Annotated in this window: 26 protein-coding genes; 10 read left to right on the top strand and 16 right to left on the bottom strand. The window is 67.9% G+C overall.

Translation table 11 applies throughout. From position 1 onward, the window contains the following. The first annotated feature begins 159 nt into the window (after nt 1–159). Together cydD and cydC are read left to right on the top strand one after the other, a co-directional pair. On the top strand, nt 160–1,905 hold the full coding sequence (gene cydD, locus ACZK3J_RS15425; protein WP_478476050.1) for a thiol reductant ABC exporter subunit CydD: 1,746 nt from the start codon (nt 160–162) through the stop codon (nt 1,903–1,905). After that, nucleotides 1,902–3,575, top strand: a complete 1,674-nt coding sequence (cydC, locus tag ACZK3J_RS15420) for a thiol reductant ABC exporter subunit CydC (RefSeq protein WP_049460751.1) — start codon at nt 1,902–1,904, stop codon at nt 3,573–3,575. The genes cydD and cydC overlap by 4 nt, the downstream gene beginning before the upstream one ends. Before the next feature lie 91 nt (nt 3,576–3,666). Here cydC and ACZK3J_RS15415 read toward each other — a convergent pair whose 3' ends face one another. From ACZK3J_RS15415 to ccmA, 11 genes are all read right to left on the bottom strand, one after another. Continuing rightward, the gene (locus ACZK3J_RS15415; RefSeq protein ID WP_049401133.1) at nt 3,667–4,011 is read right to left on the bottom strand and encodes a DUF1294 domain-containing protein; all 345 of its coding nucleotides are present in this window, start codon (nt 4,009–4,011) and stop codon (nt 3,667–3,669) included. Continuing rightward, a complete protein-coding gene (gene metX / locus ACZK3J_RS15410) occupies nt 4,012–5,124 on the bottom strand; it encodes a homoserine O-acetyltransferase MetX (RefSeq protein ID WP_478476049.1) in 1,113 nt (370 codons plus the stop codon). A gap of 148 nt (nt 5,125–5,272) precedes the next feature. Next, entirely contained in the window at nt 5,273–6,262 is a 990-nt protein-coding gene (locus ACZK3J_RS15405) for a tetratricopeptide repeat protein (RefSeq protein WP_049460754.1), read from the bottom strand. Then, nucleotides 6,256–6,705 (bottom strand): cytochrome c-type biogenesis protein, encoded by a 450-nt coding sequence (locus ACZK3J_RS15400; RefSeq protein ID WP_049460756.1) that lies wholly within the window; start codon nt 6,703–6,705, stop codon nt 6,256–6,258. Before ACZK3J_RS15400 ends, ACZK3J_RS15405 begins: the two co-directional genes overlap by 7 nt. Before the next feature lie 4 nt (nt 6,706–6,709). Next, complete coding sequence (locus ACZK3J_RS15395; protein WP_005410345.1) at nt 6,710–7,327, bottom strand: DsbE family thiol:disulfide interchange protein; 618 nt, start codon at nt 7,325–7,327, stop codon at nt 6,710–6,712. A gap of 8 nt (nt 7,328–7,335) precedes the next feature. Beyond that, complete coding sequence (locus ACZK3J_RS15390) at nt 7,336–9,255, bottom strand: heme lyase CcmF/NrfE family subunit (protein WP_478476048.1); 1,920 nt, start codon at nt 9,253–9,255, stop codon at nt 7,336–7,338. Then, complete coding sequence (gene ccmE, locus ACZK3J_RS15385) at nt 9,256–9,717, bottom strand: cytochrome c maturation protein CcmE (protein ID WP_032129787.1); 462 nt, start codon at nt 9,715–9,717, stop codon at nt 9,256–9,258. After that, nucleotides 9,714–9,902 (bottom strand): heme exporter protein CcmD, encoded by a 189-nt coding sequence (locus ACZK3J_RS15380; protein WP_032129786.1) that lies wholly within the window; start codon nt 9,900–9,902, stop codon nt 9,714–9,716. The genes ccmE and ACZK3J_RS15380 overlap by 4 nt, the downstream gene beginning before the upstream one ends. Beyond that, nucleotides 9,899–10,669: a heme ABC transporter permease CcmC gene (gene ccmC / locus ACZK3J_RS15375; RefSeq protein WP_010486688.1), complete on the bottom strand. Its 771-nt coding sequence runs from the start codon at nt 10,667–10,669 to the stop codon at nt 9,899–9,901. The genes ACZK3J_RS15380 and ccmC overlap by 4 nt, the downstream gene beginning before the upstream one ends. A gap of 43 nt (nt 10,670–10,712) precedes the next feature. Then, a complete protein-coding gene (ccmB, locus tag ACZK3J_RS15370) occupies nt 10,713–11,408 on the bottom strand; it encodes a heme exporter protein CcmB (RefSeq protein WP_006456616.1) in 696 nt (231 codons plus the stop codon). After that, nucleotides 11,405–12,034 carry a heme ABC exporter ATP-binding protein CcmA gene (ccmA, locus tag ACZK3J_RS15365; protein ID WP_478476047.1) on the bottom strand — a complete coding sequence of 210 codons (630 nt, stop codon included), beginning with the start codon at nt 12,032–12,034 and terminating at the stop codon, nt 11,405–11,407. Before ccmA ends, ccmB begins: the two co-directional genes overlap by 4 nt. Before the next feature lie 187 nt (nt 12,035–12,221). Here ccmA and ACZK3J_RS15360 point away from each other — a divergent pair, with 187 nt between their 5' ends. The 3 genes from ACZK3J_RS15360 to ACZK3J_RS15350 all read left to right on the top strand — a co-directional run bounded on the left by ACZK3J_RS15360 (nt 12,222) and on the right by ACZK3J_RS15350 (nt 14,729). Further along, complete coding sequence (locus ACZK3J_RS15360) at nt 12,222–13,370, top strand: pyridoxal phosphate-dependent aminotransferase (RefSeq protein ID WP_277779137.1); 1,149 nt, start codon at nt 12,222–12,224, stop codon at nt 13,368–13,370. A gap of 14 nt (nt 13,371–13,384) precedes the next feature. After that, nucleotides 13,385–14,191 (top strand): amidohydrolase, encoded by an 807-nt coding sequence (locus ACZK3J_RS15355; protein WP_277779138.1) that lies wholly within the window; start codon nt 13,385–13,387, stop codon nt 14,189–14,191. A 103-nt stretch (nt 14,192–14,294) separates the two neighbouring features. Continuing rightward, nucleotides 14,295–14,729: a hypothetical protein gene (locus tag ACZK3J_RS15350; RefSeq protein ID WP_478476046.1), complete on the top strand. Its 435-nt coding sequence runs from the start codon at nt 14,295–14,297 to the stop codon at nt 14,727–14,729. On the opposite strand, the gene ACZK3J_RS15345 is transcribed toward ACZK3J_RS15350, so the two are convergent. After that, entirely contained in the window at nt 14,716–15,009 is a 294-nt protein-coding gene (locus tag ACZK3J_RS15345) for a hypothetical protein (RefSeq protein ID WP_032129780.1), read from the bottom strand. The genes ACZK3J_RS15350 and ACZK3J_RS15345 overlap by 14 nt on opposite strands. 354 nt (nt 15,010–15,363) lie before the next feature. Here ACZK3J_RS15345 and ACZK3J_RS15340 point away from each other — a divergent pair, with 354 nt between their 5' ends. Then, nucleotides 15,364–15,771 carry a hypothetical protein gene (locus tag ACZK3J_RS15340; RefSeq protein ID WP_478476045.1) on the top strand — a complete coding sequence of 136 codons (408 nt, stop codon included), beginning with the start codon at nt 15,364–15,366 and terminating at the stop codon, nt 15,769–15,771. An 84-nt stretch (nt 15,772–15,855) separates the two neighbouring features. Here the strand turns inward: ACZK3J_RS15340 and ACZK3J_RS15335 are convergent, their stop codons facing one another. Beyond that, nucleotides 15,856–17,004, bottom strand: coding sequence for an MFS transporter (locus ACZK3J_RS15335; RefSeq protein WP_164080179.1), 1,149 nt, complete (start codon nt 17,002–17,004; stop codon nt 15,856–15,858). Between the two features lie 90 nt (nt 17,005–17,094). On the opposite strand from ACZK3J_RS15335, the gene ACZK3J_RS15330 reads away from it, so the two are divergent. After that, nucleotides 17,095–17,883: an AraC family transcriptional regulator gene (locus tag ACZK3J_RS15330; RefSeq protein ID WP_277779141.1), complete on the top strand. Its 789-nt coding sequence runs from the start codon at nt 17,095–17,097 to the stop codon at nt 17,881–17,883. Nucleotides 17,884–17,999: 116 nt separating this feature from the next. Here ACZK3J_RS15330 and ACZK3J_RS15325 read toward each other — a convergent pair whose 3' ends face one another. From ACZK3J_RS15325 to ACZK3J_RS15315, 3 genes are read right to left on the bottom strand one after another with little or no spacing between them, the layout of a single operon-like run. Further along, nucleotides 18,000–19,649, bottom strand: coding sequence for a pseudouridine synthase (locus tag ACZK3J_RS15325; RefSeq protein WP_049401107.1), 1,650 nt, complete (start codon nt 19,647–19,649; stop codon nt 18,000–18,002). Further along, nucleotides 19,642–20,517 carry an SMC-Scp complex subunit ScpB gene (gene scpB, locus ACZK3J_RS15320; RefSeq protein WP_049423988.1) on the bottom strand — a complete coding sequence of 292 codons (876 nt, stop codon included), beginning with the start codon at nt 20,515–20,517 and terminating at the stop codon, nt 19,642–19,644. The genes ACZK3J_RS15325 and scpB overlap by 8 nt, the downstream gene beginning before the upstream one ends. Nucleotides 20,518–20,530: 13 nt before the next feature. Continuing rightward, nucleotides 20,531–21,436 (bottom strand): segregation and condensation protein A, encoded by a 906-nt coding sequence (locus ACZK3J_RS15315; protein WP_006456456.1) that lies wholly within the window; start codon nt 21,434–21,436, stop codon nt 20,531–20,533. 375 nt (nt 21,437–21,811) lie between these two features. Here ACZK3J_RS15315 and ACZK3J_RS15310 point away from each other — a divergent pair, with 375 nt between their 5' ends. From ACZK3J_RS15310 to ACZK3J_RS15300, 3 genes are all read left to right on the top strand, one after another. After that, nucleotides 21,812–22,111 (top strand): YciI family protein, encoded by a 300-nt coding sequence (locus ACZK3J_RS15310; RefSeq protein WP_032129789.1) that lies wholly within the window; start codon nt 21,812–21,814, stop codon nt 22,109–22,111. Then, nucleotides 22,108–22,383, top strand: coding sequence for a BolA family protein (locus tag ACZK3J_RS15305; protein ID WP_434060509.1), 276 nt, complete (start codon nt 22,108–22,110; stop codon nt 22,381–22,383). Before ACZK3J_RS15310 ends, ACZK3J_RS15305 begins: the two co-directional genes overlap by 4 nt. Nucleotides 22,384–22,532: 149 nt before the next feature. Continuing rightward, nucleotides 22,533–23,570 carry a LacI family DNA-binding transcriptional regulator gene (locus tag ACZK3J_RS15300; RefSeq protein WP_032129774.1) on the top strand — a complete coding sequence of 346 codons (1,038 nt, stop codon included), beginning with the start codon at nt 22,533–22,535 and terminating at the stop codon, nt 23,568–23,570. Nucleotides 23,571–23,607 lie beyond the last annotated feature (37 nt).

Genomic DNA, 23,607 nt, shown 5'->3' with positions numbered 1-23,607 from the left:
GACCGACTACTTCAAACAGCCTTGATCCAGATCAATGTATGAATGGGTATTCAGGAGGATCGTATGCCAACCCGATGAAGACTGCGACCGCCGGCCGCAGGGGGAGGCTGTTGCCTGCGCCTACAATGCCGTGTCTCCCCTGTTACCCGTGAAGACCCCTTGAGCGCTGCCGAAACGACCCCTGACGGCCTTTCCCCGGAAGCCGAAACGACCCGCCAGCGGCGTGCCCGCACCGCCTGGCTGGCCGATCTTGCGCGCTCCGCTCGAGGTCGCCAGCGTCTGGCGGCGCTGTGCATCAGCCTGTCTGGCGCGCTGCTGATCGGCCAGGCCGCTGCCATCGCCTGGCTGGTGCAGCAGGTGCTGGTGGAACGCGCACCGCTGGCGTCGGGCCTGCCGGTGCTCGCTGGGCTGGCGGTGATCCTGGTGCTGCGCACGCTGCTGGGCAGCGCCACCCAGGCGGCTGCCGGTGATGTGGCCGATGCTGCGCGGTTGGCGCTGCGCGAGCGTGTGTTCGCGCGCCTGCTTGGGCATGGGCCGCTGTGGCTGCGCCAGCGCCGCACCGGCGAGCTGGGCGAACTGATGCTGCATCACGGTGATGCGATCGAGAGCTATTACAGCGGCTTCCTGCCGGTGCGCACCGAAGTGGTGGTGGTGCCGCTGCTGATCCTGGCCGCAGTGGCCTGGGTGGATTGGGTGGTGGCGCTGATCCTGCTGTTCACCGCACCGCTGGTGCCGTTCTTCATGATGCTGGTGGGCTGGGGCGCTGAAGCCGCCGGCCGTGCGCAGCTGGGCGAGCTGGCGCGGATGAGCGGCCACTTCGCCGACCGCATCAAGGGTCTGGGCCTGCTGCGCCTGTATGGCCGCGGCGAGGCCGAACTGGACGGCATCGCGGCCGCCGCTGAAGGCGTGCGCGTGCGTACGATGAAGGTGCTGCGCATCGCCTTCCTGTCGTCCACGGTGCTGGAATTCTTCGCCTCGGTGAGCGTGGCGATGGTTGCGCTGTACCTGGGCCTGAGCTATCTGGGCCTGATGACGCTGCATGCAGCAGTGCCGACGCTGGGCGCTGGGCTGTTCTGCCTGCTGCTGGCGCCGGAGTTCTACGCGCCGCTGCGGCGGCTGGCCGCGCACTACCACGACCGCGCCAACGCGCTGGCCGCTGCCGCCGAGGTGGAGCGCCTGCTGCAGTCGCTGCCCGATGAGCAGGGCCTGATCGAGAACGAGATCGCGCCGCTGGCGGTGGAGCCGGCCGAGGCCGCATTGCCGCCGCTGCAGGCGCAGGGCCTGGTGCTGCGCCCGTTGGGCGCGCCGCACGACGTGCTGCAGCATCTGGATGTGCTGCTGGAACCGGGCCAGCGCCTGGCCCTGGTCGGCTCCAGCGGATCCGGCAAGAGCACGCTGCTGGAGGCACTGGCCGGATGGTTGCCGCCGCGTGCCGGCAAGCTGCAGCTGCGTCCCGGCGTGCAGGTGGCCTATGCCAGCCAGCGGCCGTACCTGTTCCACGGCAGCATCGCCGACAACCTGCGCCTGGCCGATCCCGGTGCCAGCGATGCGCGGTTGCGCGCAGTGGCCGAGGCCTCGCAGGTGCTGCAGTTCGCTCAGCGCCTGCCGCAGGGGCTGGATACCGTGATCGGCGAGCGCGGCTTCGGCCTGTCCGGTGGTGAAGCACGCCGCATCGGCCTGGCCCGCCTGCTGCTGCGCGACCCGCAGGTGCTGCTGCTGGACGAACCCACTGCGTTCCTCGATGCCGATACCGAAGCCGCGCTGCTGCGCAGCCTGGCCGCCTATGCACGTGGACGCAGCGTGGTGGTCGCCACCCACAGCCCTGCGGTGATCGCGTGGGCTGACCGTTGCCTGCTGTTGCCGGAAGGCCGCCTGGTCGAGCCGGCACAGGCGGTGCGCGCATGAGCCGTTCGCCTGATTCGCTGCGCGCGGTGTTCCTGCGCCATCGCCCGCGCCTGCTGCTGACCGTGCTGCTGCTGTGGATCACGATGCTGGCTGGCACCGCCCTGCTGGGCCTGTCCGGTGGCTTCCTGACCGCCGCTGCGCTGGCCGGTGCGGCCGGGCTGGCGCAGGGCTTCAACTTCTTTTCGCCGTCGGCCGGCATCCGCGGCCTGACCATGGCGCGCATCGTGTCGCGCTACTTCGAGAAGCTGGTCGGCCACGATGCCACGCTGCGCATCGCCCGCGACCTGCGCGTGTGGTTCTTCCGCCGCGCGCTGCCACTGGCACCGGCGCGGCTGGGGGCCACGCGTACCGGCGAACTGCTGGCACGCCTGCTGGGTGACATCAATGAGGTGGATGGCCTGCTGGTGCGTGCGATCGGGCCGCTGGTGGCGCTGGGTGCGCTGTCACTGGTGGCGATCGCCTCGGCCGCTGTGATCCTGCCGTCTGCGGCGGTACTGCTGGCGGTGCTGGCGCTGCTGATCGCCTTCGGTGTGCCGTGGCTGGGCGTGCGCGGTCGCGACGATGAGGAAGCCGACCGTGCCGCGCATCGTGCTGCCCTGCGTACCGCAGCCTTCGAAGGACTGGAGGGCGCGGGTGATCTGGCCGCGTTGCATGCCGATGCAGCGTGGCAGTTGAAGGTGCGCGTGGCGGCCAAGCAGCTGGCTTCGCGGGATCGTCGTCGGCGCTGGCGCCTGATCGCGGCCTCGACCCTGCATGGCCTGGTCGCCGGGCTGGGCCTGGTGGCGATGCTGGCGTTGGCCCTGCATGCGGCCGAACAGCAGCGCATCGCGCCGGAAATGGCGGCGGGTCTGGTGTTCCTCACCGTGGCACTGATCGAACTGTGGGCCGGCATGGGCCTGGCCTGGCAGTCGCTGCAGTCCGGGCGCATCGCCGCCGATCGCCTGCAGGCCATCGTCGAGCAACCGCCGACGGTGGAGGACCCGCAGGCGCCGCAGGCGGTGCCGCAGGCCGCGCGCGTGCATTGGGATGACGTGCACTTCCAGTGGCCCGGTGCGGCGCGGCCGGTGTTGTCCGGCCTGCAGCTGACCCTGGCGCCGGGCGAGCGGATCGCGATTCGCGGCGACAGCGGCAGTGGCAAGACCACCCTGTCGAGCCTGCTGCTGCGGTTATGGGATCCGCAACAAGGACGGTTGACCTACGGGGGCCGCGACCTGCGTGATTTCGCCCAGGGCGACTGGCACCGGCAACTGGCGTGGCTGCCGCAGAACGCGCCGGTGTTTGCCGGCAGCGTGGCCGAGAACCTGCGATTGGGTGATCCCGATGCCAGTGACGCCGCGTTGTGGGCGGTGCTGCGTCGCGTGCGCCTGGGTGAGTGGGCCGAGCGCAACGGTGGCCTGCAGACCTGGGTGGGCGAGAACGGCGCGACGATGTCGGCCGGCCAGGCACGACGCCTGGCGCTGGCGCGCGCGCTGCTGCGCAATGCGCCGATCCTGCTGCTGGACGAACCGACCGAAGGCCTGGACGTGGATACCGCGCGCGCGCTGCTGCAGGATCTTTCCGGATTGCTGGACGGGCGCAGCCTGCTGATGATCACCCACGACGACCTGCCCGACGGCGTGGTGGATGCGCAGTACCGGTTGCGTGATGGGGGAGTGGTGCGCGAAGCGTGAATGGTAGTGCCGGCCGCTGGCCGGCAACCTCATGGCGCTTGATATGGATACGCAATTGCCGGCCAGCGGCCGGCACTACCCATTCGAAGGGTTACCGCGAGAACTCGCGCAGCATCACCGCGATCGAGGCCACGTTGGCCAGCACGCACAGCCAGAACACCCACTGGAATCCGGCTTTGCGATGCTTGTGGCGGAACAGCGCCTGGCCCAGCAGCGCGCCCGGCCAACCGCCGGCAAAAGCCAGCAACTGCAGTGTGCGCTCGGGAATCCGCCACTGCTTTCGCTGCGCCGCGCGCTTGTCGTGGCCGTACAGGCCGAAAGACACCGCGCTGGCGAGCAGGCACCAACCGCCCAGCCACAGCGGCAGCACGCCGCTGACCGTCAGTGCGATCAACGCACCGAATGCGGCCAGCGCGAGGTTACGCCGCCATGCCACTTACAGCGCGTCGAGGAAGCCGCGCACGGCCGGGCCGAAACGCTCGAAATCGACGAGGAAGGCGTCATGGCCCTGCGGCGACTCCAGGCCGATGAAGCGCGCATCGGCACCGCCGGCGCGCAGGCCGTCGGCGACCTGTTGCTGCTGCTGCACCGGGAACAGGATGTCGGTGTTGGCGCCGATCGCCAGCGCCTTCTCCACCCGGATCTTCGCCAGCCCGGCCAGCACATCACCGTCGGCGTATTCGGCCAGGTCGAACCAGTCCATCGAGCGGCTCAGGTAGAGGTAGCAGTTCGGATCGAAGAAGCGCACGAAGCGCCGGGCATGGCCTTCCAGGTAGCTTTCCACCTGGAATTCCAGGCCGAACGGATCGTCGTCGGCCTGGTCCGAATCCAGCCGCACGCGGCCGAAGCGGCCATCCCATTCCAGTGCCGAACGGTAGGTGATCACGCCCAGCTTGCGCGCCATGCGCATGCCGGACTCGGGATACTCGGCATCGTCGTAGCGACCACCATTCCAGCGCGGATCGAGACGGATCGCCTCGCGCTGCAGCGAGCGGATCGCGATCGAGAACGGCAGTGCCTGCGCACTGCCGGAAATGTTGACGTGGCTGCGCGCAATGCCCGGGTGCAGCATCAGTACCGCGAGTGCGTTCATGCCGCCCATTGAATTGCCGACCACGCAGGCCAGCTGTTCGATGCCCAGGGCACGCACGACTTCGATGGCGGCGCGTGCGCCGTCTTCGATCGACAGCTCGGGGAAGTCGAGGCGATACGGTTGGCCCGTGGCCGGGTTGAGCGAGGCGGGACCGGTCGAGCCCTTGCAGCTGCCCAGCGAGTTCACGCACACCACGAACCAGCGGTCGGTATCGATCGGCTTGCCGGGGCCGACCATGCCTTCCCACCAGCCCGGTGCCGGGTTGGCCTCGTTGGCTGCCGCGTGTGCATCCGGCGAGAGGCCGGTCACGATCAGGATCGCGTTGCTGGCGTCGGCCGCCAGTGTTCCCCAGGTCTCATAGGCCACGCGCGCGCCGTGCAGGGCGCCGCCGCGCTTGAACGGGAAGGGCGAGGGCAGGGCGTGGAAGCGGGTGCCGGGCGGGATGAATTCGGTCATGCAGGCATTCTAGCGGGGCCGCATGTGGAGCTGGCGACACGCTGGTTTCCATCGGTGATGCAGGTAGTGCCGGCCGCTGGCCGGCAACCTCGCAGGCGCATCACGATTCATGAGGTTGCCGGCCAGCGGCCGGCACTACCGCGGCGCGTTACGGGAAGCGCAGCTCCACAACACCGTCGTGGGGCAGGCTCACCTTCACCGGTACGCTCTGCAGGTCATCCTCGCTGCGGTTGGCGCTGCCGGTGCGCGAGATGCGTGCCTGCACTTCCACTTCGCGATGGGCCGACAGCGGTGCGGTTGGCATCGGACTGTCTCCGTCGCCCAGCCCGACCGTGGCCGGGAATCCGGCCAAGGGCAGCTTGCGTGCGGCCACCGGCATCGGCGGTCCACCCACGGCGCGTGCCAGCACGAATACCTGGGTGCTGGCCGGCCACTCGGTGCCCTTCAACGCAGGCAACTGCACGCGCACCTGCAACAGCGCCGGTGGCGCCGCAACGGCTGCATCGGACGGTTGACCGGCGGCTTCACGGGCGATGGCGATCTGCGCCTGCAGCGCCTGCGCGGCGCCGGGCTCAAGCCGTGGCAGCAGGCCGCTCCACACATCTGCGGCCTCGGCATTCTTTCCGCGCTGGCGCAGGGCGATCCCCAGCAGCCAGCTGGCACGCTCGGCATCGGGCGCCAGCGCACGCGCCTGCTGCAGCCAGGCCATCGCCGTGTCATCGAACTGCTTGCCGGCATCGGCCTGCGCACGTGCCTGCGCCGCTTCCACCAGCACGCCGGGGTCTTCCGGGGCGAGAGTGGCGGCCCGCGCGAACGCGTCCGCCGCGGCTGCGGCATTGCCCAGTTCGGCTTGCGACCGGCCCAGCAGCGCCCAGCCATCGGCCCGCTGTGGGTCACGCTTCAGTGCATCCTGCAGGGCCTGCACGCCATCGCGCAGGGTGGCTACCGAAGGCGTCGGTTGTATCTGTGCTGCACGTGGATCACCGACCAGCAGGTACAGGCAGGCACCGGCCACGCCCAGTGCGAATACGCCGACCACGACGCCGCGGCGGCCAGAGTGGCGCAGCGGCCACAGCACCAGCGCTGCCATCAACGCAGCAACCAGACCGGCCAGCACCGGCAGCCAATGGCTCACCATCCGTCTCCTTCATCGGCCTTGCCGGCCGCTGCGGCGCCAACCGTACGGCCACGGCGGCGGACGATGCCCAGCACCACCAGAGCACCCGCACCGAGCATCAGCAGGGGACCGCCCCACAGCAGCCAGGTGCCCGGCTGCAACGGTGGCTGATAGAGCACGAACTCACCGTAGCGCGCGACCAGGAACTGCTTGATCTGCGCGTCGTCGTGGCCCTGCTGCATCAGCTGCAGCACCTCGCGGCGCAGGTCCTGCGCGATCTGCGCGTTGGAATCGGCCAGCGACTGGTTCTGGCACTGCACGCAGCGCAGCTGCGCGGCCAGGTCGTGGAAGCGGCGTTCTTCGGCGCCATCGCGGAACTGCAGCGGCTGCGGATCATGCAGCGGCTGCTGTGCCAGCGCGGCCGGCGGCAGCATCAGGAGCAACAGCGCCAGCAGCCAGCGCATGGGCTCAGGGCGCCGTGTGCAGCGTGCTGCCGGCATTGCCCTGGGCCTTCTCGATCTTCTCCAGCGCCGGGATCAGCTTCTCGTCGACCACGCGCTGGGTCATCGCACCGCTGTACTTCCAGCGCACGATGCCGCTGCCGTCGACAAGGAAGGTTTCCGGTGCGGCGGTCACGCCCCAGTCGATCGCGGTGCGGCCTTCCACGTCGCTGAGCACGACCATGAACGGGTTGCCCAGCTGTTCCAGCCAATGCAGGGCATCGGTCGGTTCATCCTTCCAGTTGTAGCCGATCACGCGCACGCGCTTGCTCTCGGCGAAACGGGTCAGCACCGGGTGTTCCTCGCGGCAGGCCGCGCACCAGCTGCCCCACACGTTCAACAGGTACGGCGCGCCACGCAGTTCGTCGCTGTGCACGATCATTTCCGGGTCGTGCAGCACCGGCAGCGCGAACGCTGGCGCCGGCTTGTCGATCAGCGCCGATGGCAGCACGTCGCGCTGCGGATCACCCGATTTCATAACCCCGTAGATCATCAGCCCGAGCAGGCCGAAGAAGAACAGCACGCCGATCACGATGGCTACCGGCGGCAGCGGGCGGGAGGGGCGCGGGGCGGGGGACTCGGACATGGAAACTCCTACGGACGACGGAAGCGGCGGTCGGCGGCGGCGATGAATCCGCCCAGGGCCATCAACAGCGCGCCCAGCCAGATCCAGCGCACGAACGGCTTGATGTGCACCCGTACCGCCCATGCATTGTTGCCCAGCGGCTCGCCCAATGCCACGTAGACATCGCCGTCGAAGCGTGCATCGATGCCGGCCTCGGTCATCACCTGGCCGCCGCTGGCGTACTGGCGCTTTTCCGGATGCAGCAGGGCCAGCTCGCGGCCGTCGCGGAACACGCGCAGGTGGCCGCGGTCGGCGATGAAGTTCGGTCCTTCACGATGGTCCACGCCCTCGAAGCGCACCTCGTGGCGACCGACCACCAGCTGCTGGCCCGGGGCCAGCGCCACTTCGCGCTGCACGTTCAAGGCTTCCACCAGCAGCGCGCCGGCCAGGAACACGGCGATGCCGGCGTGGGCAACGATCATGCCGAGCATTTCGGCGGTGAAGCGGCCGTTGCCGCGCAGTCGCTGCCAGACGAAGCGTGCGGTACCGAGTGCGACCCAGGCCGCAGCGGCCACGCCGATGCCGGCCTTCCAGCCGTTCTGCGGCGCCTGCCACCAGGCCAGCGCGCCCAGCAGCAGCGCCAGGCCCAGCCACGGTGCCAGCAGCGCGAAGGCGCGCGAGGGCTGGTCACGCTGCCATTTCACCAGCGGGCCGAACGGCAGCAGCAGGATCATTGGCGCCATCAGCAGCAGGAACAGGCTGCCGAAGTAGGGCGGGCCGACCGAGATCTTGCCCAGCGACAGCGCATCGGCCAGCAACGGATACAGCGTGCCGAGCAGCACCATCGCGCAGGCCGTGGCCAGCAGCAGGTTGTTGGCCAGCAGCAGGGTCTCGCGCGAGGTCGCGGTGAAACCACGGCGCGGGTCGTCGGCGTCCACGCTCAGCTGGCTGGCGCGCAGCGCGTACAGCAGCAGGCTGCCACCGACCAGCACCGACAGGAACACCAGGATGAACAGGCCACGCGAGGGATCGGCGGCGAACGAATGCACGCTGGTCAGCACACCGGAGCGCACCAGGAAGGTGCCGAGCAGTGACAGCGCGAAGGCCGCGATCGCCAGCAGCAGGGTCCAGCTGCCGAAAGTGCCGCGCTTCTCAGTGACCGCCTGCGAATGGATCAGTGCCGCACCGACCAGCCACGGCATGAAGCTGGCATTTTCCACCGGGTCCCAGAACCACCAGCCGCCCCAGCCCAGCTCGTAATAGGCCCACCAGCTGCCCAGCGCGATGCCCAGGGTCAGGAACCCCCAGGCGACGTTGGTCCACGGCCGCGTCCAGCGCAGCCAGCGTGCGTCGACGCGGCCTTCCAGCAGTGCGGCCACCGCGAATGCGAACGGCACCGCGAAGCCGACATAGCCCAGGTACAGCATCGGCGGATGGATGATCAGCCCCGGGTCCTGCAGCAGCGGATTGAGGTCGCGGCCTTCCAGCGGTGCCGGGTTCAGGCGCAGGAACGGGTTGGAGGTGAAGATCAGGAAGGCGAGGAAGCCGACGCTGACCACGCCCATCACCGCCAGTACGCGCGCCTGCACCGGTGCAGGCAGGTGCCGCGAGAACAGCGCCACCGCGCCGGTCCACAGGGCCAGCACCAGCGCCCACATCAGCAGTGAGCCCTCGTGCGCGCCCCACACCGCCGAGTAGCGGTAGATCATCGGCAGCAGCGAATTGGAGTTCTCGGCCACGTAGCGCACCGAGAAGTCCTGCTGCACGAACGCAGCGGTGAGCACCGCGAAGGCGCCGGCGAGCAGCAGCAGCTGTGCGAAGGCGGCTGGCCGTGCCACCGCCATCCATGCCGTGTTGCCGCGATGCGCGCCGACCAGCGGCAGGCCGGCCTGCAGCAGCGAGGCGAGCAACGCGCACAACAACAGGATCTGACCCAGTTCGGGCAGCACTCAGCGCACCTCGGGTGCCGTCACCGGCACGTCATGCTTGCGATGGGCGTCGCCCATCTTGTCGGCCACTTCCTTGGGCACGTACTTCTCATCGTGCTTGGCCAGCACCTCGTCGGCGACGAACACATCGTCCTGCAGGCGGCCACTGGCGACCACTGCGGTGCCTTCGGCGAACATGTCCGGCAGGATCCGCGACGTGGTCACCGCCAGCTGGGCATCGCCGTCGGTCACTTCAAAACGTGCTTCCAGCGAACCGACCGGGCGGTTGAAGGAGCCCTTCACCACCATGCCGCCCAGGCGGAACCGCGACTGCGCATCGACATCGCCGCGCAGCACTTCCGAAGGCGTGTACAGGTAGGCGATGTTGCGTTCCAGCGCCATCGCCACCAGCGCGGTGGCCAGCCCGGAGGCGAGCAGGGCCAGCAGTACCCAGACCAGGCGGCGACGTTGTACCGGCGTCATCGTTCCAGCTCCGTCGACAGCGGCGCCGCAGCGTCCTGTTTGACGGCGCGGGTCTGCTGCCGCTGCTGGCGTGCCAGCGCCAACCGGCGTGCCACGCGCAGGCGCAGCCACGAACCGATGGCATCGGCGCCGAGTACCAGCACGAACACGGCATAGGCGCCGATCACATAGGGCAGGTGGGTCATGGCTGGGCCTCCCCGGCCGCACGTGCGGCATCGACGCGGCCGCCGACCCAGGCCTTGCCGGCCTCGCGGTCGAGATTGTCGGCACGGGCCTTGGCCAGCACCGAACCGGCGAACCAGAACTTGGTGCCGATCACCATCCACCACAGCGGCGCGATCATCGCGCTGCTGATCGCCGATTCACCGAACACGTTGATCGACTGGCGCTGGTGCAGGCCGCCCCACCAGTCCACCGAATAGCGGATCACCGGCAGCAGGCTGACTCCGACGATGGCCAGCAGGCCGGCTGCGCGTGCGGCGCTGCGGCGGTCTTCGATGGCGTGATACAGGCCGATCACGCCCAGGTACAGGAACAGCAGCACCAGCTCACTGGTCATGCGCGGGTCCCAGTCCCACCAGGTGCCCCAGGTACCCTTGCCCCAGATGCTGCCGGTGAGCAGGGTGATCAGGGTGAAACCGGCACCCATCGGTGCGCAGGCCATGGCCAGGATCTCGCAGACCTTGATCCGCCAGATCAGGGCGATGGCGGCATACAGCGCCATCAGCGCGAACACGAACAGGCTCATCCAGGCGCTGGGCACGTGGATGTAGAGGATGCGGAAGCTGTCCAGCTGCTTGGCTTCCGGCGGCACCACCAGCAGCGCCTGCCACATGCCGACCAGCAGCACCGGCACCGCCGCGAGGTAGAACACCCGCGACCAGCGGGCAGCGAATCGGTCGAACGTGGGGGGCGAACCGAGTTGGTGGAACCAGCGGACAATCGGATTCATGCGTGGCGGCTATCCAGCAGGGGTGGATTGGCTCTCAGCTCGGTCAACTCAGAGAAATACGTATTGCAGCGGCGGTGGCCAACGGCGCCAGCACCAGCGCGACCAGCAGGCCGGCGCCCAGCATCAGCAGCGCACCGACCGGATCCTGTCCGCGTCCCGCCGCTGCCAGGCTGCCTGCACCGAACACCAGCACCGGCACGTACAGCGGCAACGACAGCAACGCCACGAGAATACCAGAGCGCCGGATGCCTACGGTCAGTGCAGCGACCACGCCACCGATCAGGCTCAGCAACGGTGTTCCCAGCAGCAACGATGCCAGCAACATCGGCAGCTGGTCATGCGGCAGATGCAGCATTTCGGCCAGCAACGGGCTGACCACGATCAGCGGCAGCGCAGTGGTGGCCCAGTGCAGCAGCACGCGCACCAGCACCAGCCAGGCCAGCGGCACCGGCGCCAGCAGCCATTGTTCCAGCGAGCCGTCTTCGGCATCGGAGCGGAACAGTGAATCCAGTGACAGCTGGCCGGCCAGCAGCACGGCCAGCCACAGCACCGCGCCGGCGGTGGCGGCCAGCAGTTGCGGCTCGCGCCCTTGGGCCAGCGCGAACAGCACCACCACCAGCACCGCGAACAGCAGCGGCTGCAGCGCATCGCCGCGGCGGCGCCAGAGCAGGCGCAGGTCGCGCTTGAGCAGGGCGCCCGCGGTCTGCCAGAGGCCCGGTTCGGTGCCTGGCGCGATCATGCGGTACCGCCGAGGTCGAGCTGGCGGGTACGCACCGGCGGTGCGGCATAGGCGCCGTGGGTGGTGACCAGTGCAGCGCCGCCGGCACGCAGATGCGCGGAAATCATCCGGTTGACCAGGGTGATGCCCTCCAGGTCGAGGTTGGCATAGGGTTCGTCGAGCAGCCACAACGGCGCCGGTGACAGCCAGATGCGTGCCAGTGCCAGCCGCCGCTTCTGTCCGGCGGACAGATGCCGAACGAGAGTGTCCTCATAACCGGCCAGGCCGACGATGGCCAGCGCGTTGCCCGGCATCTGCCGTGCGCGACGGCCGTGCAGGCCACACAGGAAATGCAGGTTCTCCAGCGTGTCCAGATCGGGCTTCAATGCGGGCAGGTGGCTGAGGTAGGCGACGTAACGCGCGCGCTCGGCATTGCCGGCCGGCCTGCCATCGATCTGCACCTGCCCGGCACCAGGCCGGGCCAGGCCCGCCAGCACGCGCAGCAGGGTGGTCTTGCCGGCGCCATTGCCGCCTTGAACCAGCAGGGCTTCGCCGGCGTCCACATGGAAGTCCAGCGGGCCGAACACCGGCTCGTCATTGCGGGAAAAGCTCAGGCCGCTGGCGGCCAGCAATCCAGGGGTGTTCAAGGGGCAAAGGTCTTCATGCCGGAGTGCGGCGGCAATTGTAGCGGTGAATTCACAGGGTAGTACCGGCCGCTGGCCGGCAGGTGCGACCCGGCGTCGCAGATCGTCCCAGGGGTGCCGGCCAGCGGCCGGCACTACCGACGCGCGGATTGCGTAAACTCGCAGGCCTGTTCCCCCACAGCCCAGGCCGATGCAACCGAACACCAAGCTGCCCAAGGTCGGTACCACGATCTTCACCGTGATGTCCCAGCTCGCCGCCGAACACGGCGCGGTCAACCTCGGTCAGGGGTTCCCGGACTTTTCCGCACCGCAGCGCCTGATCGATGAAACCGCCAGGGCGATGGGCGCCGGGCTGAACCAGTACCCGCCGATGACGGGTGTGGCGCCGCTGCGCCAGGCCATCGCGCAGAAGGCGTTGGACTGCTACGGCGCGCAGGTCGACGCGGACAGCGAAATCACCGTCACCAGCGGCGGCACCGAGGCCATCTTCAACGCTATTCACGCTGTGGTGCGTGCGGGCGAGGAAGTGATCGTGCTCGACCCGGCGTATGACTGCTATGAACCGGCGATCGATCTGGCCGGCGCCAAAGCCGTGCATGTGTCGCTGGATCCGCAGACCTTCGCCGTCGACTGGGACCGCGTGCGTGCGGCGATCACCCCGCGTACCCGCATGCTGATCGTCAACACCCCGCACAATCCGTCCGGTGCGATGCTGTCGGCGCAGGACATGCAGGCGCTGGCCGAGCTGCTGCGCGGCACGCAGATCTACCTGATCTCCGATGAGGTGTACGAACACATCATCTACGACGGTCGCCGCCACGAGTCGGCGCTGCGCTACCCGGAACTGCGCGAGCGCGCGTTCGTCATCTCCAGTTTCGGCAAGACCTACCACTGCACTGGCTGGAAGATCGGCTATGCGATCGCCCCGCCGGCGCTGACCGCCGAGTTCCGCAAGGTGCACCAGTACAACACCTTCACCAGCTTCGGCCCGGCGCAGTACGGCTTCGCCGCGATGATCCGCGATGAGCCCGAACACCACCTGGAGCTGGGTGCGTTCTACCAGGCCAAGCGCGATCGCTTCCGCGAACAGCTGGCCAGCACCCGGCTGAAGGCGCTGCCGGTGCCGGGCGGTTACTTCCAGCTGGTCGACTACTCCGCCATCAGCGACCTGCCGGACCATGAGTTCGTGAAGTGGCTGACCATCGAGAAGGGCGTCACTGCCATTCCGCTGTCGCCGTTCTACGAGAACCCGCCGGCCGGCCAGCGCCTGGTGCGCCTGTGCTTCGCCAAGAATGAAGCAACGATGGACGCGGCGATCGAACGCCTGCGCCTGCTCTGAGCGGAGGCGTGAACATGCAGGATCTGCGCATTTCCCTCGTCCAGGGCGACACCCGCTGGCATGACCCGGCGGGCAACCGTGAGTACTACGGCGCGCTGCTGGCACCGCTGGCGGGCACCACCGATCTGGTGGTCCTGCCGGAGACCTTCACCAGTGGCTTTTCCAATGAAGCCATTGCCCAGGCCGAAGGCATGGACGGCCCGACCGTGGCCTGGGTGCGCGAACAGGCCAGGGCCTTGAACGCGGCGGTGATCGGCAGCGTTCAGTTGCGTGATGGCGAAGGCGTCTACAACCGCCTGCTGTTCGCCACGCCCGATGGCAACCTGGAGTACTACGACAAGCGCCACCTGTTCCGCTATGGCGGCGAGCACGAGCGCTATGCGGCCGGCCGCGAGCGCCTGAGCGTGGAATGGAAGGGCTGGCGGATCAATCCGCAGGTCTGCTACGACCTGCGTTTCCCGGTGTTCTGCCGCAACCGCTTCAACGTTGAACGTCCGCAACAGATGGATTTCGATCTGCAGATCTTCGTTGCCAACTGGCCGTCGGCACGCGCCTATGCGTGGAAGACGCTGCTGCGTGCACGTGCGATCGAGAACCTGTGCTTCGTTGCTGCGGTGAACCGTGTCGGCGTCGATGGCAACCAGCTGCATTACGCCGGTGACAGCGCGGTGATCGACTTCCTCGGCCAGCCGCAGGTGGAAATCCGCGAGCGCGAACAGGTGGTCACCACCACCATCTCGGCTGATGCGCTGGCTGCACACCGCGCACGCTTCCCGGCGATGCTCGATGCTGATGCCTTCCACCTGGACGAGCAGGCCTGAGCGACGGCCTGAACGCCGCCGCACCAGCGCGCGCGCCTGCATTCAACGTGCACGCGCGCGCTGCTAGATTCGCCGCCAGTCTGATCGAACTGGAAGTCCTGCCATGAACACGTCCTTCGCCCTGCTGCTGGCCCTGTCCGCCGCATCGCTGGCCCCGGCCGCGCACGCCGCTGGCAACCTCGACTGCGAGCTGCGCTACAACCTGTCCGGCTGGTCGCTGATCTACAAGACCGCCTCCGGCAATGGCACGGTCACCTGCAGCAACGGCGCCAGCATGCCGGTGCGCATCCAGATGAAGGGCGGCGGCCTGACCGTGGGCAAGTCGAAGATCACCAACGGGCGTGGCAGCTTCACCGGCGCGGTCAGCGTCAACGAACTGCTGGGTACTTACGCCTCGGTGGGTGCGCACGCCGGTGCGGTGAAGTCCAGCAACGCGCAGGTGATGACCAAGGGCGACATCTCGCTGGCCCTGTCCGGTACCGGCAAGGGCTGCGACCTGGGCGTGGACGGCACCGCGTTCACCCTCAGCCGGCGCTGAGGCGCGACGGCTCGGCAGATCCCCAGCTGATGCGGATGTAGTGCTGTTCGGAATCGCTCAACAACCGTTCGACACCGAAACCATTCTTGAGCAGTTGTGCGGTCACGTCTTCGACGAGCTGCTCGCTGGCCATCACCTGGCTGAAGCCGAACACGAGATAGCGGCGGCCATTCTCCGAGCCGATCTGGATCGAGTTGTCGAGGTCGCGGTAGAACTGCTCGATCGGGCGCTTGGCGGCATCGGCGTTGGCGCGGGCCTGTTCGGCGGTAATGGTGATCATGGGCATCTGCCTGGTGTGGGAGAGCGCGCACGATAGCCAGCGCCCTGATGTGAATTCCGGGCGTGGCGCACAATGCCTTGTGTTTGCAGCAATTCCTAACATGCGGTGTGAGCGTCGATCCGCGCCGGAAAAGTGCCGCGCGGCGGTGAGCATCCTGCATCGACATGAAGTCATCGGGCAGGGATAGGGGCCAACCGCAGTGGAGGCGGTGCAACGCACCGCCCAGAGCGGGTCCTGCAGCTATCCGACGCTGTGGGCGCGCAGTGCATTTACGTTTCCTTGACCCTGCAGTAACCCCGCAATGCCTAACAGGGACGTCCCAGCGATTCTGCTGGGATCATTGGAGACGCTGGAATGGAGTTCAGAACGTTCGTGCTGCTCGTGGCCCTCATCGCCACGCCCGCCATCGCCCACGCCGAGGTCTGCCTGTCTGACAGCGGACTCGTTGTGCCGTGTCCTAGCCTGTTGCCGCATCCGGTGACGGCCAGATTCGAGATCGGCACCCTGCCGCGTGTGGCTGGCTCGCCGTCGGAAATCTACATCACAGGCGGCGGCCAGGTGGATGGAACGAGTAATTTCTCGGTCTATGCCAATGGTCAGTTCCTGTGCCGTACCAATGACAATTACGACGGTGGCAACACCACGCCCATCCGCCATTGCACCGCGACCATCGCAACACCCGGGACCTATGTGATCTCGGCGTCGCGCAACAGTCCTGGCAACTTCCTCGCGCCAATGGACGAAGTGATCAACGTGCAGTAACCCGCTGTTTGCTGATCCAGGCCCCGGGGCAGGGACCTCGGGGCCCCTGCTGCCCGCGTGGCAGCAGGAGCGAGTCCTTCATCGTTACGATCGGCAGCCAGGCCTTCCGCCGTCGACTGACCGATCCCGCTGCAGCCACAAGGCCAGCAGGCCACACACGATGAGGGTCGGTGCCAGCAGCTGCACTGCACCGACCAACGCCATTGCCGCGCCGATCAACAGGTAGTAAAGCAGGCCGAACAGCGCGCCTGCGCTGCCGAGACAATGCGGATAGCCGCGCAGAGCCTGGCCGAGCACATTGGGAATGGCAAGGCCGAAGCCCGTCACCACCGGGACCATCGCCGCGACCAGGGCAGGGTGATCATCCAGCAGCGTGGCCAGCAGGCCTCCCGTCAGGACCAGTCCTGCGGCGATGCGGATGCGCGTGGTTGCGGCAACGCCTGCACGCAGCAGGCGGCCATTGCCCCACGCGCCCAGTGCCGAGCCCAGTGCCAGCACCGCGCCGCTGGCGCCGAACCAGGTGGCTGGCCAGTGCAGGCGCGCAAACACGAAGGGGCCGAGTGCATACCAGCTGTACATCGCCACGTTGAAGGCCATCACCAGCAACGCGTGTGACCAGATCCAGCGATCGCGCAGCAGTTCCCGCAGCAGCGGCAGCATGAGCGTGTGCGGGATCTGCGCAGGGCGGCTTTCGCGCAGGCCAGCCAGGCATGCGACTGCCAGCAGGGCAGCTATCAGCAGCAGGCCGGACTGTACGCCGAGATAGCCATTGGCGGTGACCAGCAGCGTGCCCAGTGCAAGACCGATGGCCGGGCTCAGGGCGAGGGCCATGCCGATCCAGGAGAATGCCTGCGCCAATGCCGGCCCCTGCAGATGGTCGCGCAGCACGGTCTGGGTGACCACCGAAGCGGCGGCGGCGCCGACTGCGGCCAACGCCTGGGCCAGCAGCACCTGGCCGAAGCTGCCAGCCATCAGCCCGCCCAGTGCAGCCACTGCGAAGACGCCGAGGCCACAGAGCAGGGCGGGGCGACGACCGATACGATCGGCCAGGCGCCCCCACAGCAGCACGCCTGCAGCGAAGCCGAACAGGTATAGGCTCATGGCCTGGCTGGCGGCACTCGGCGGCAGGGCGAAGCGTTCGGCCAGATCGGCCAGGGCCGGGCTGTACAGGGTCTGTGCCAACTGCGGAAACATCAGCAGTGCAATGGTGAGCAGCAACAGGCGGCGCGACATGCGGGCGCTCCAGAAACAGGGCCGCGCATTGTGGTTGCGTCCGCAATGGCGCACTCTGTCTATCCTGTCATCGAATGCATGAAATCAGACATGGCCTGGTTGCAGCCGGATGAGCACTTCGACGCCGATGCCTGGGGCGCTCCGGTGCTGGGTATCGCGGCCTCATTGGCCGATCACGACTCGGGTTGGCACCAGCATGCGCGCGCGCAGCTGCTGTACACCCGGCAGGGCTGTACGCGCCTGACCTACGGTGATCGCATCAGCCTGCTGCCGCCCGCGCGCGCAGCGTGGATTCCGGGTGGGCTGCGCCATCGCGCGCAGATGCGCCAGGCGGTCGACTACCGTTCGTTGTACTTCGATGCCACCCTGTCGGCCCAACTGCCCCGCCAGCCGGCCATCATCAGCGTAGGTCCGCTGCTGCAGGCCTTGCTGGAGCCGATCGCGCAGGCACCGTTCGACCATGACTGGCAGTCGCCGCGCGCACACCATCAACTGGCGTTGTGCGTGCTGGAAATCGTCGCTGCACCGGTGGCGCCGATGGACCTGCCTCTGCCGCGTGATCCGCGGATCGCACGTTGTCTGCCGCTGGCCGAACAGCTGCCGCCCGAACTGGGGGAGCTGGCCGCGCGCACGGGCCTGAGCGCGCGTACTGTCGGTCGGTTGATGCAACGCGATACCGGCATGAGCTACCAGGCCTGGCGTCAGCAATGGCGCCTGATGCGGGCCATGGAGCTGCTGCTGCTCGGCCATCGCGTCGCGCATGTGGCGCAGGACACCGGCTTCTCCGCCGAGAGCCCGTTCATCGCCTTCTTCCGCAGCATGACCGGCACCACACCCGCCGCGTTCCAGCGCCACGCAAAAGGGGACGGAGGGGATTAAGTCGCTTTCGCCCCTTCGACACACGCCGTGGCAAAAACGACTTAATCCCCTCCGTCCCCTTTTTAAAGAAAAACCCCGGCCGGAGCCGGGGTTTTTCATTTCAGTCGGATCGCTGATCAGCCGCCGCGCGGGCCGCTGCGGCGCGGGCCGCCCGGACCGCGGTTGCCACCGGGGCCGCCCGGGCCTCGGTTGCCACCCGGACCACCGGGACCACGGTTACCGCCCGGGCCACGGTTGTTGCCACCGCCCGGACCGCGACCGCCCGGACGGGCGCCCTGCGCCGGCTTCGGGCTGCCATACGGGTTGAAACCCGGGGTGGCGTGGTCGGACGGGAAGCTCGGGGCATTGCCCGGATGGCCGTACGGGTGCTTGTTGCCCTGGCCCTGCGAGCGGTTGCCCGCGCCGGCCGGACGACCCTGGCCGCCTGCGCCGCCACGGCCTTCACCGCCGAAGCCGCCACGGCCCTGGCCGCCACCGGCGCCAGCACCCGGCCCCTTCGGCTTGCCGTACGGACGGCCCTGGCCGCCTGCGCCCGGACCACGGGCACCCGGGCCACGTGCGCCCGGACCGGCATTGCGATGGCCGCTCGGGCCGGTGCTCACGCCATCCGGCACGTACCAGGTGCGGAACGCGGCCGGGTTGCCTTCCGGCAGCGAACGATCGTTCTTCTGGGCACGCTGCTTGAACGGCTTCTGCGACTGCTTGGCTGCCGCTTCACCGCTGACCGTCAGGCCGCCCTTGAAGCCGCCACCCTTGCCGCCGCGACCACGGCCGCGGTCTTCGCGCACGTTGTCGAAGCGACGCAGCTCGCGACCTTCGTCAGCGGTGTTGTGGCCGTTGACGTAGGCGTTGCCGCGGCCACCTTCGCGCACGCGCACGGTGGTCTTGGCGGCGCGGCGCTGGCCGATCACCGGCTGCAGGGTCAGTGCCGACGGTGCGCCTTCTTCCAGCTTCAGCTGCGCGCGCAGGGCTTCAACCTGCGCGGTGCCCAGTTCCACCGAATGGCCACGGGCCAGTTCGCGCGGCAGGCTCACCTTGCCGTAGCGGGTGCGCTTCAGGCGGCTGACCTGGCAGCCCTGCGATTCCCAAAGACGACGCACTTCGCGGTTGCGGCCTTCCTTCACCACGACGCGGAACCAGTCGTGCGAATCGGTGCCGCCGATGCGTTCGATCTCGTCGAACTTGGCCGGGCCGTCTTCCAGTGCCACGCCACGGGTGAGGCGGTCGACGATGGCGTCGGAGACCTTTTCCTCGCCTTCCGGTGCACGCACGCGCACCACGTATTCGCGCTCGACCTCGAACGACGGGTGCATCATGGCGTTGGCCAGTTCACCGTCGGTGGTGGCCAGCAGCAGGCCGGTGGTGTTGATGTCGAGGCGGCCGATCGCGATCCAGCGCGCGCCCTTCAGCGGCGGCAGCGATTCGAACACGGTCGGGCGGCCTTCCGGATCATCGCGGGTGGTCACTTCGCCTTCCGGCTTGTTGTAGACCAGCACGCGCGACGGCTCGGCCAGGGCGGTGGCGACGAAGCCACGGCCATCCAGTTCGATCTTGTCGCCGCTCTTGACCGACATGCCGGTCTGCGCGACTTCACCGTTGACCTTGACCAGGCCTTCGGCGATGCGCTGTTCCAGCGCGCGGCGCGAGCCAAGGCCGGCCTGTGCCAGCACCTTGTGCAGGCGTTCTTCCAACTTGAACTGTTCGGAGGTGGCTTCGCGCTTGAGCGAGAGCTTGTTCAACGACAGCTTGCGAGGGGTGTCACTCATCAGTTTTGCTCCGGCCGACGGTTTCGAGGTCGGCCTCTGGTTCGGAATCGGCTTGGTCAACAGCCACGGTCGTCATCGCGACGGCGTTGTCTTCGCGTTCGTTCACTGGCACCGCGCGCTCGCCCGGCGCGGAATCGGGGTGCCCATCATCGAGGGGCGAAGGTGCTTGCTCATCGGAAGCCGGCGCAGGGGCTGCGTCGGCGGAATCGGGGGTGTCACTGCCGGCCAGGCCGGCATCATCGTTCGCGGCAGCGCTTTCGTCGCCGGCCGATAGGTCAGGACCGTCGGCGCTTGCCGCTGCCGGTGCATCGCGGTCCAGGGACAGCTGGGGTTCCAGCTCGCCCAGGTCCTTCAGTTCCGACAGTGGCGGCAGCTCATCCAATCGCTTCAGGCCGAAATAATCCAGAAAGCCCTTGGTGGTGCCGAACAGCGCCGGCTTGCCGGGTACGTCGCGGTGGCCGACCACGCGGATCCACTCGCGTTCTTCCAGCGCCTGGATGATGTTGCTGCTGACCGCCACGCCGCGCACCTGCTCGATCTCGCCACGGGTGATCGGCTGCCGGTAGGCGATCAGCGCCAGGGTTTCCAGGGTGGCGCGGGTGTAACGGGTCTTGCGTTCGGTCCACAGCCGGCTGATCCAGCCATGCACTTCGCCGGTGACCTGGTAGCGGAAGCCGGAGGCGACCTCGACCAGTTCCACGCCGCGGCCTTCGCAGGCTTCGCGCAGACGTTCCAGTGCGCGTTCGATGCTGCCCGGCGGTGCCGGTTCCTCTTCCGGGAACAGGTCCTTCAGCTGGGCCAGGGTGAGCGGCTGGCTGGAGGCCAGCAGCGCACCTTCGACAATGCGGTTGATCAGCAATTGATCCATCGGCAGTCAGCGCTCACTCGTCTGCATTGGCGGCGTCGTTGTCGTCGAACTCGCTGCTGAACTGCAGCGGGGCGTTGGTGTTGCCGGCGGCCAGCGATTTCACGTAGATCGGCGCCAGCGGTTCTTCCTGGACGATGTCCAGCAGCTGTTCCTTGGCCAGTTCCAGCACCGCCAGGAACGTGACCAGCACGCCCAGCTTGCCTTCTTCGGCCGTGAACAAGCCTTCAAAACGATAGAACTTGCCATCTTCCAGGCGTCCCAGCACTTCGCCCATGCGTTGCCGCACGCTCAGTGCCTCACGCTTGATGGCGTGGCCGCTGAACAGCTCGGCGCGCTTGAGCACGTCGTGCAGCGCCAGCAGCATCTCCTTCAGGTCCACCGGCGGCGGCAGTTTCACCGTAGCGCGTTCGGGCATGAAGGCATGGGCCAGGCTGGTGTCGCGGTCCTGGCGGGGCAGGGCGTCGATGTCCTCGGCGGCCTGCTTGAAACGTTCGTATTCCTGCAGCCGGCGCACCAGCTCGGCGCGCGGGTCGGCTTCATCGCCTTCCTCGCTGACCGGGCGCGGCAGCAGCATGCGCGACTTCACCTCGGCCAGGATCGCGGCCATCACCAGGTACTCGGCGGCCAGCTCGAAGCGCAGCTCGCGCATCACGGTGATGTATTCCACATACTGCCGGGTGATCTCGGCGACGGGAATGTCCAGGACATCCAGGTTCTGGCGGCGGATCAGGTACAGCAGCAGGTCCAGCGGGCCTTCGAAGGCATCCAGGATGACTTCCAGCGCGTCCGGCGGAATGTACAGGTCCTGCGGAATCTGCAGGACCGGTTGCCCATGCACCACGGCCAGCGGCATTTCCTGCTGCTGGGGGGCGGGCGGCCGGGTTGGCGGGTTCGCGTCGAGCGCGAGTTCGGAAGTCATCTAATGGACATCAGGATTGCAACGGACCAGTCGCGGCACCGGGTTTGCCGGGCCAACGCCACGGAGCCCCAGGGCACCAGACACGCCGGGATCGGCGCGATTCCACACATATCAAACAGCAGGACGCGCCGCAGGAAACGGCAGCGACGGAACTACGGGGAGGTCGTCTACGTGGCCCGGCCAGGTGGTCCGGTTTGAAGCAGCGGGACGGTCGTCGGGGGCTGCGTTGGCCGCAAAAACCGACGGGCTGCTGCATCCAGCCACGTGCAATGGAGTCTAGGGTAAGCCTTTGTTGCGCCAGTGTCCAGCCGGGCCGGGGCAGGGGCCGCATTGGCTAGAATCTGCGGACCCGACAACGCAAGCGAGGAAATGCCGGTGTGGTATGTGATCGAAGGGTATGACGGCCAGGATGTGCTGGCGCAGCGGCTGCAGGCGCGGCCGGAACACCTGGCGCGGTTGCACGCGCTGCGCGACGAGGGACGCCTGCTGCTGGCCGGCCCCTGCCCGGCGGTGGACAGTGAAGACCCCGGCCCGGCCGGTTTCAGCGGCTCGGTGGTGATCGCGCAGTTCGAGTCGCTGCTGCAGGCCCAGGCCTGGGCCGACGCCGACCCGTACGTGGCCGCCGGCGTCTACACCCGCGTGCAGGTGCGACCGTTCCGGAAGGTGTTGCCGTGAACGCGGAACGGATCTCGCGAATGCGTGATGCGCTGCAGCATGCGCTGGCGCCGAGCGTGCTCGAGATCGAGGACGACAGCCATCGCCACGCCGGCCATGCCGGTGCGCGCGATGGCCGCGGTCATTTCAACGTACATGTGGTCAGTGAACGCTTCGCCGGACTGGGCCCGCTGGCCCGGCATCGCGCGGTGTACGCCGCGCTGGGGACGATGATGGAGACCGATATCCACGCGTTGTCCATCCGCGCGCAGACCCCGTCAGAACAGGGCTGAGCCCTTGTCCCACGCTGTCCTGGCGGGTCCCTGCGGGGGCTCGCTGCAGACAGATTTCCATGTCCATTTCGGGACATTCGCCTAACGGACTGTTTACAAGCCCAGATGGAAACGCTTACATTCCGCGCCAATGCTGGTAGGTCCAAGCCGTGGAGGGCGGCTTCGTGAACAAGGCAGCCATCACAATCAAAGACGTCGCTCGCGAAGCCCGGGTCTCCGTGGCCACGGTTTCCCGCGCGCTCAACGGGCATGAAAATGTCGCCGAACCGGTCCGCCAGCTTGTGCTGGAGGTGGCCGCACGGCTGCGTTACACCCCGCACGCCGCCGCCCGCAGCCTGAGCAGCCGCCGCACCAATACGGTGGGCGTGGTACTGCCTGATCTGTACGGCGAATTCTTCTCCGAGCTGATGCGTGGCATCGACAATGTCGCCCGTAGCCGTCGCCAGCACCTGCTGGTGTCCAGCTACCACGGTGACCAGGAGCAGCAGGGCGCGGCCCTGCGCGCCATGCGCGGCCGCGTCGACGGCCTGCTGGTGCTCTCGCCCTATGCCGAGAGCCCCGGTTTCCTGACCGACAACCTGCCGCAGTCGTTGCCGACGGTGTTGATCAACACCTATCTGCCCGGGCAGGACCACCCGGTGCTGAGCATCGACGACCATGCCGGTGCGATGGCGATGACCCGCCATCTGCTTGACGCCGGCCACCGTCGCATCGCTTTCATTTCTGGCCCGGATCTCAACTTCGACGCGCGCGAGCGCCTGCGCGGCTTCCGTGACGCGCTGGCGGCTTTTGGCGGTGGCGCCGAGGGCATCGAGCTGCCCGGTGATTTCGACGAAGCTTCCGGCCATCGCGCCGGTCAGGAGTTGCTGGCAGCCGGAGCGCTGCCTGATGCCGTGTTTGCCGCCAACGACATGATGGCCCTGGGATGCCTGTATGCATTCACGCAGGCCGGTGTCCGTGTTCCGACCGATGTCGCCCTGGCGGGTTTCGATGACATTCCACTGGCGCGTTTCGTCCACCCGTCGCTGACCACCATGCAGGTCAGCATCGCCGAGCTCGGCGACCGGGCCATGACGCGCCTGCTGCAGTTGATGGACGGCACCTCCACGGACGGGACAGGGGACAAGCAGACCCTGGTTCCCCGCTTGATAGTTCGCGATTCCACCACTCCGCCATCGGGCCATTGAAGCCAGAGGCGTTCCTTCTTTTTTGATTGATCGCAGG

This window comes from Stenotrophomonas sp. 86428_Sma, from assembly GCF_056481585.1.
The sequence above is the reverse complement of the archived record's forward strand: the minus strand, read 5'-3'. Positions and strand labels throughout refer to the sequence as shown.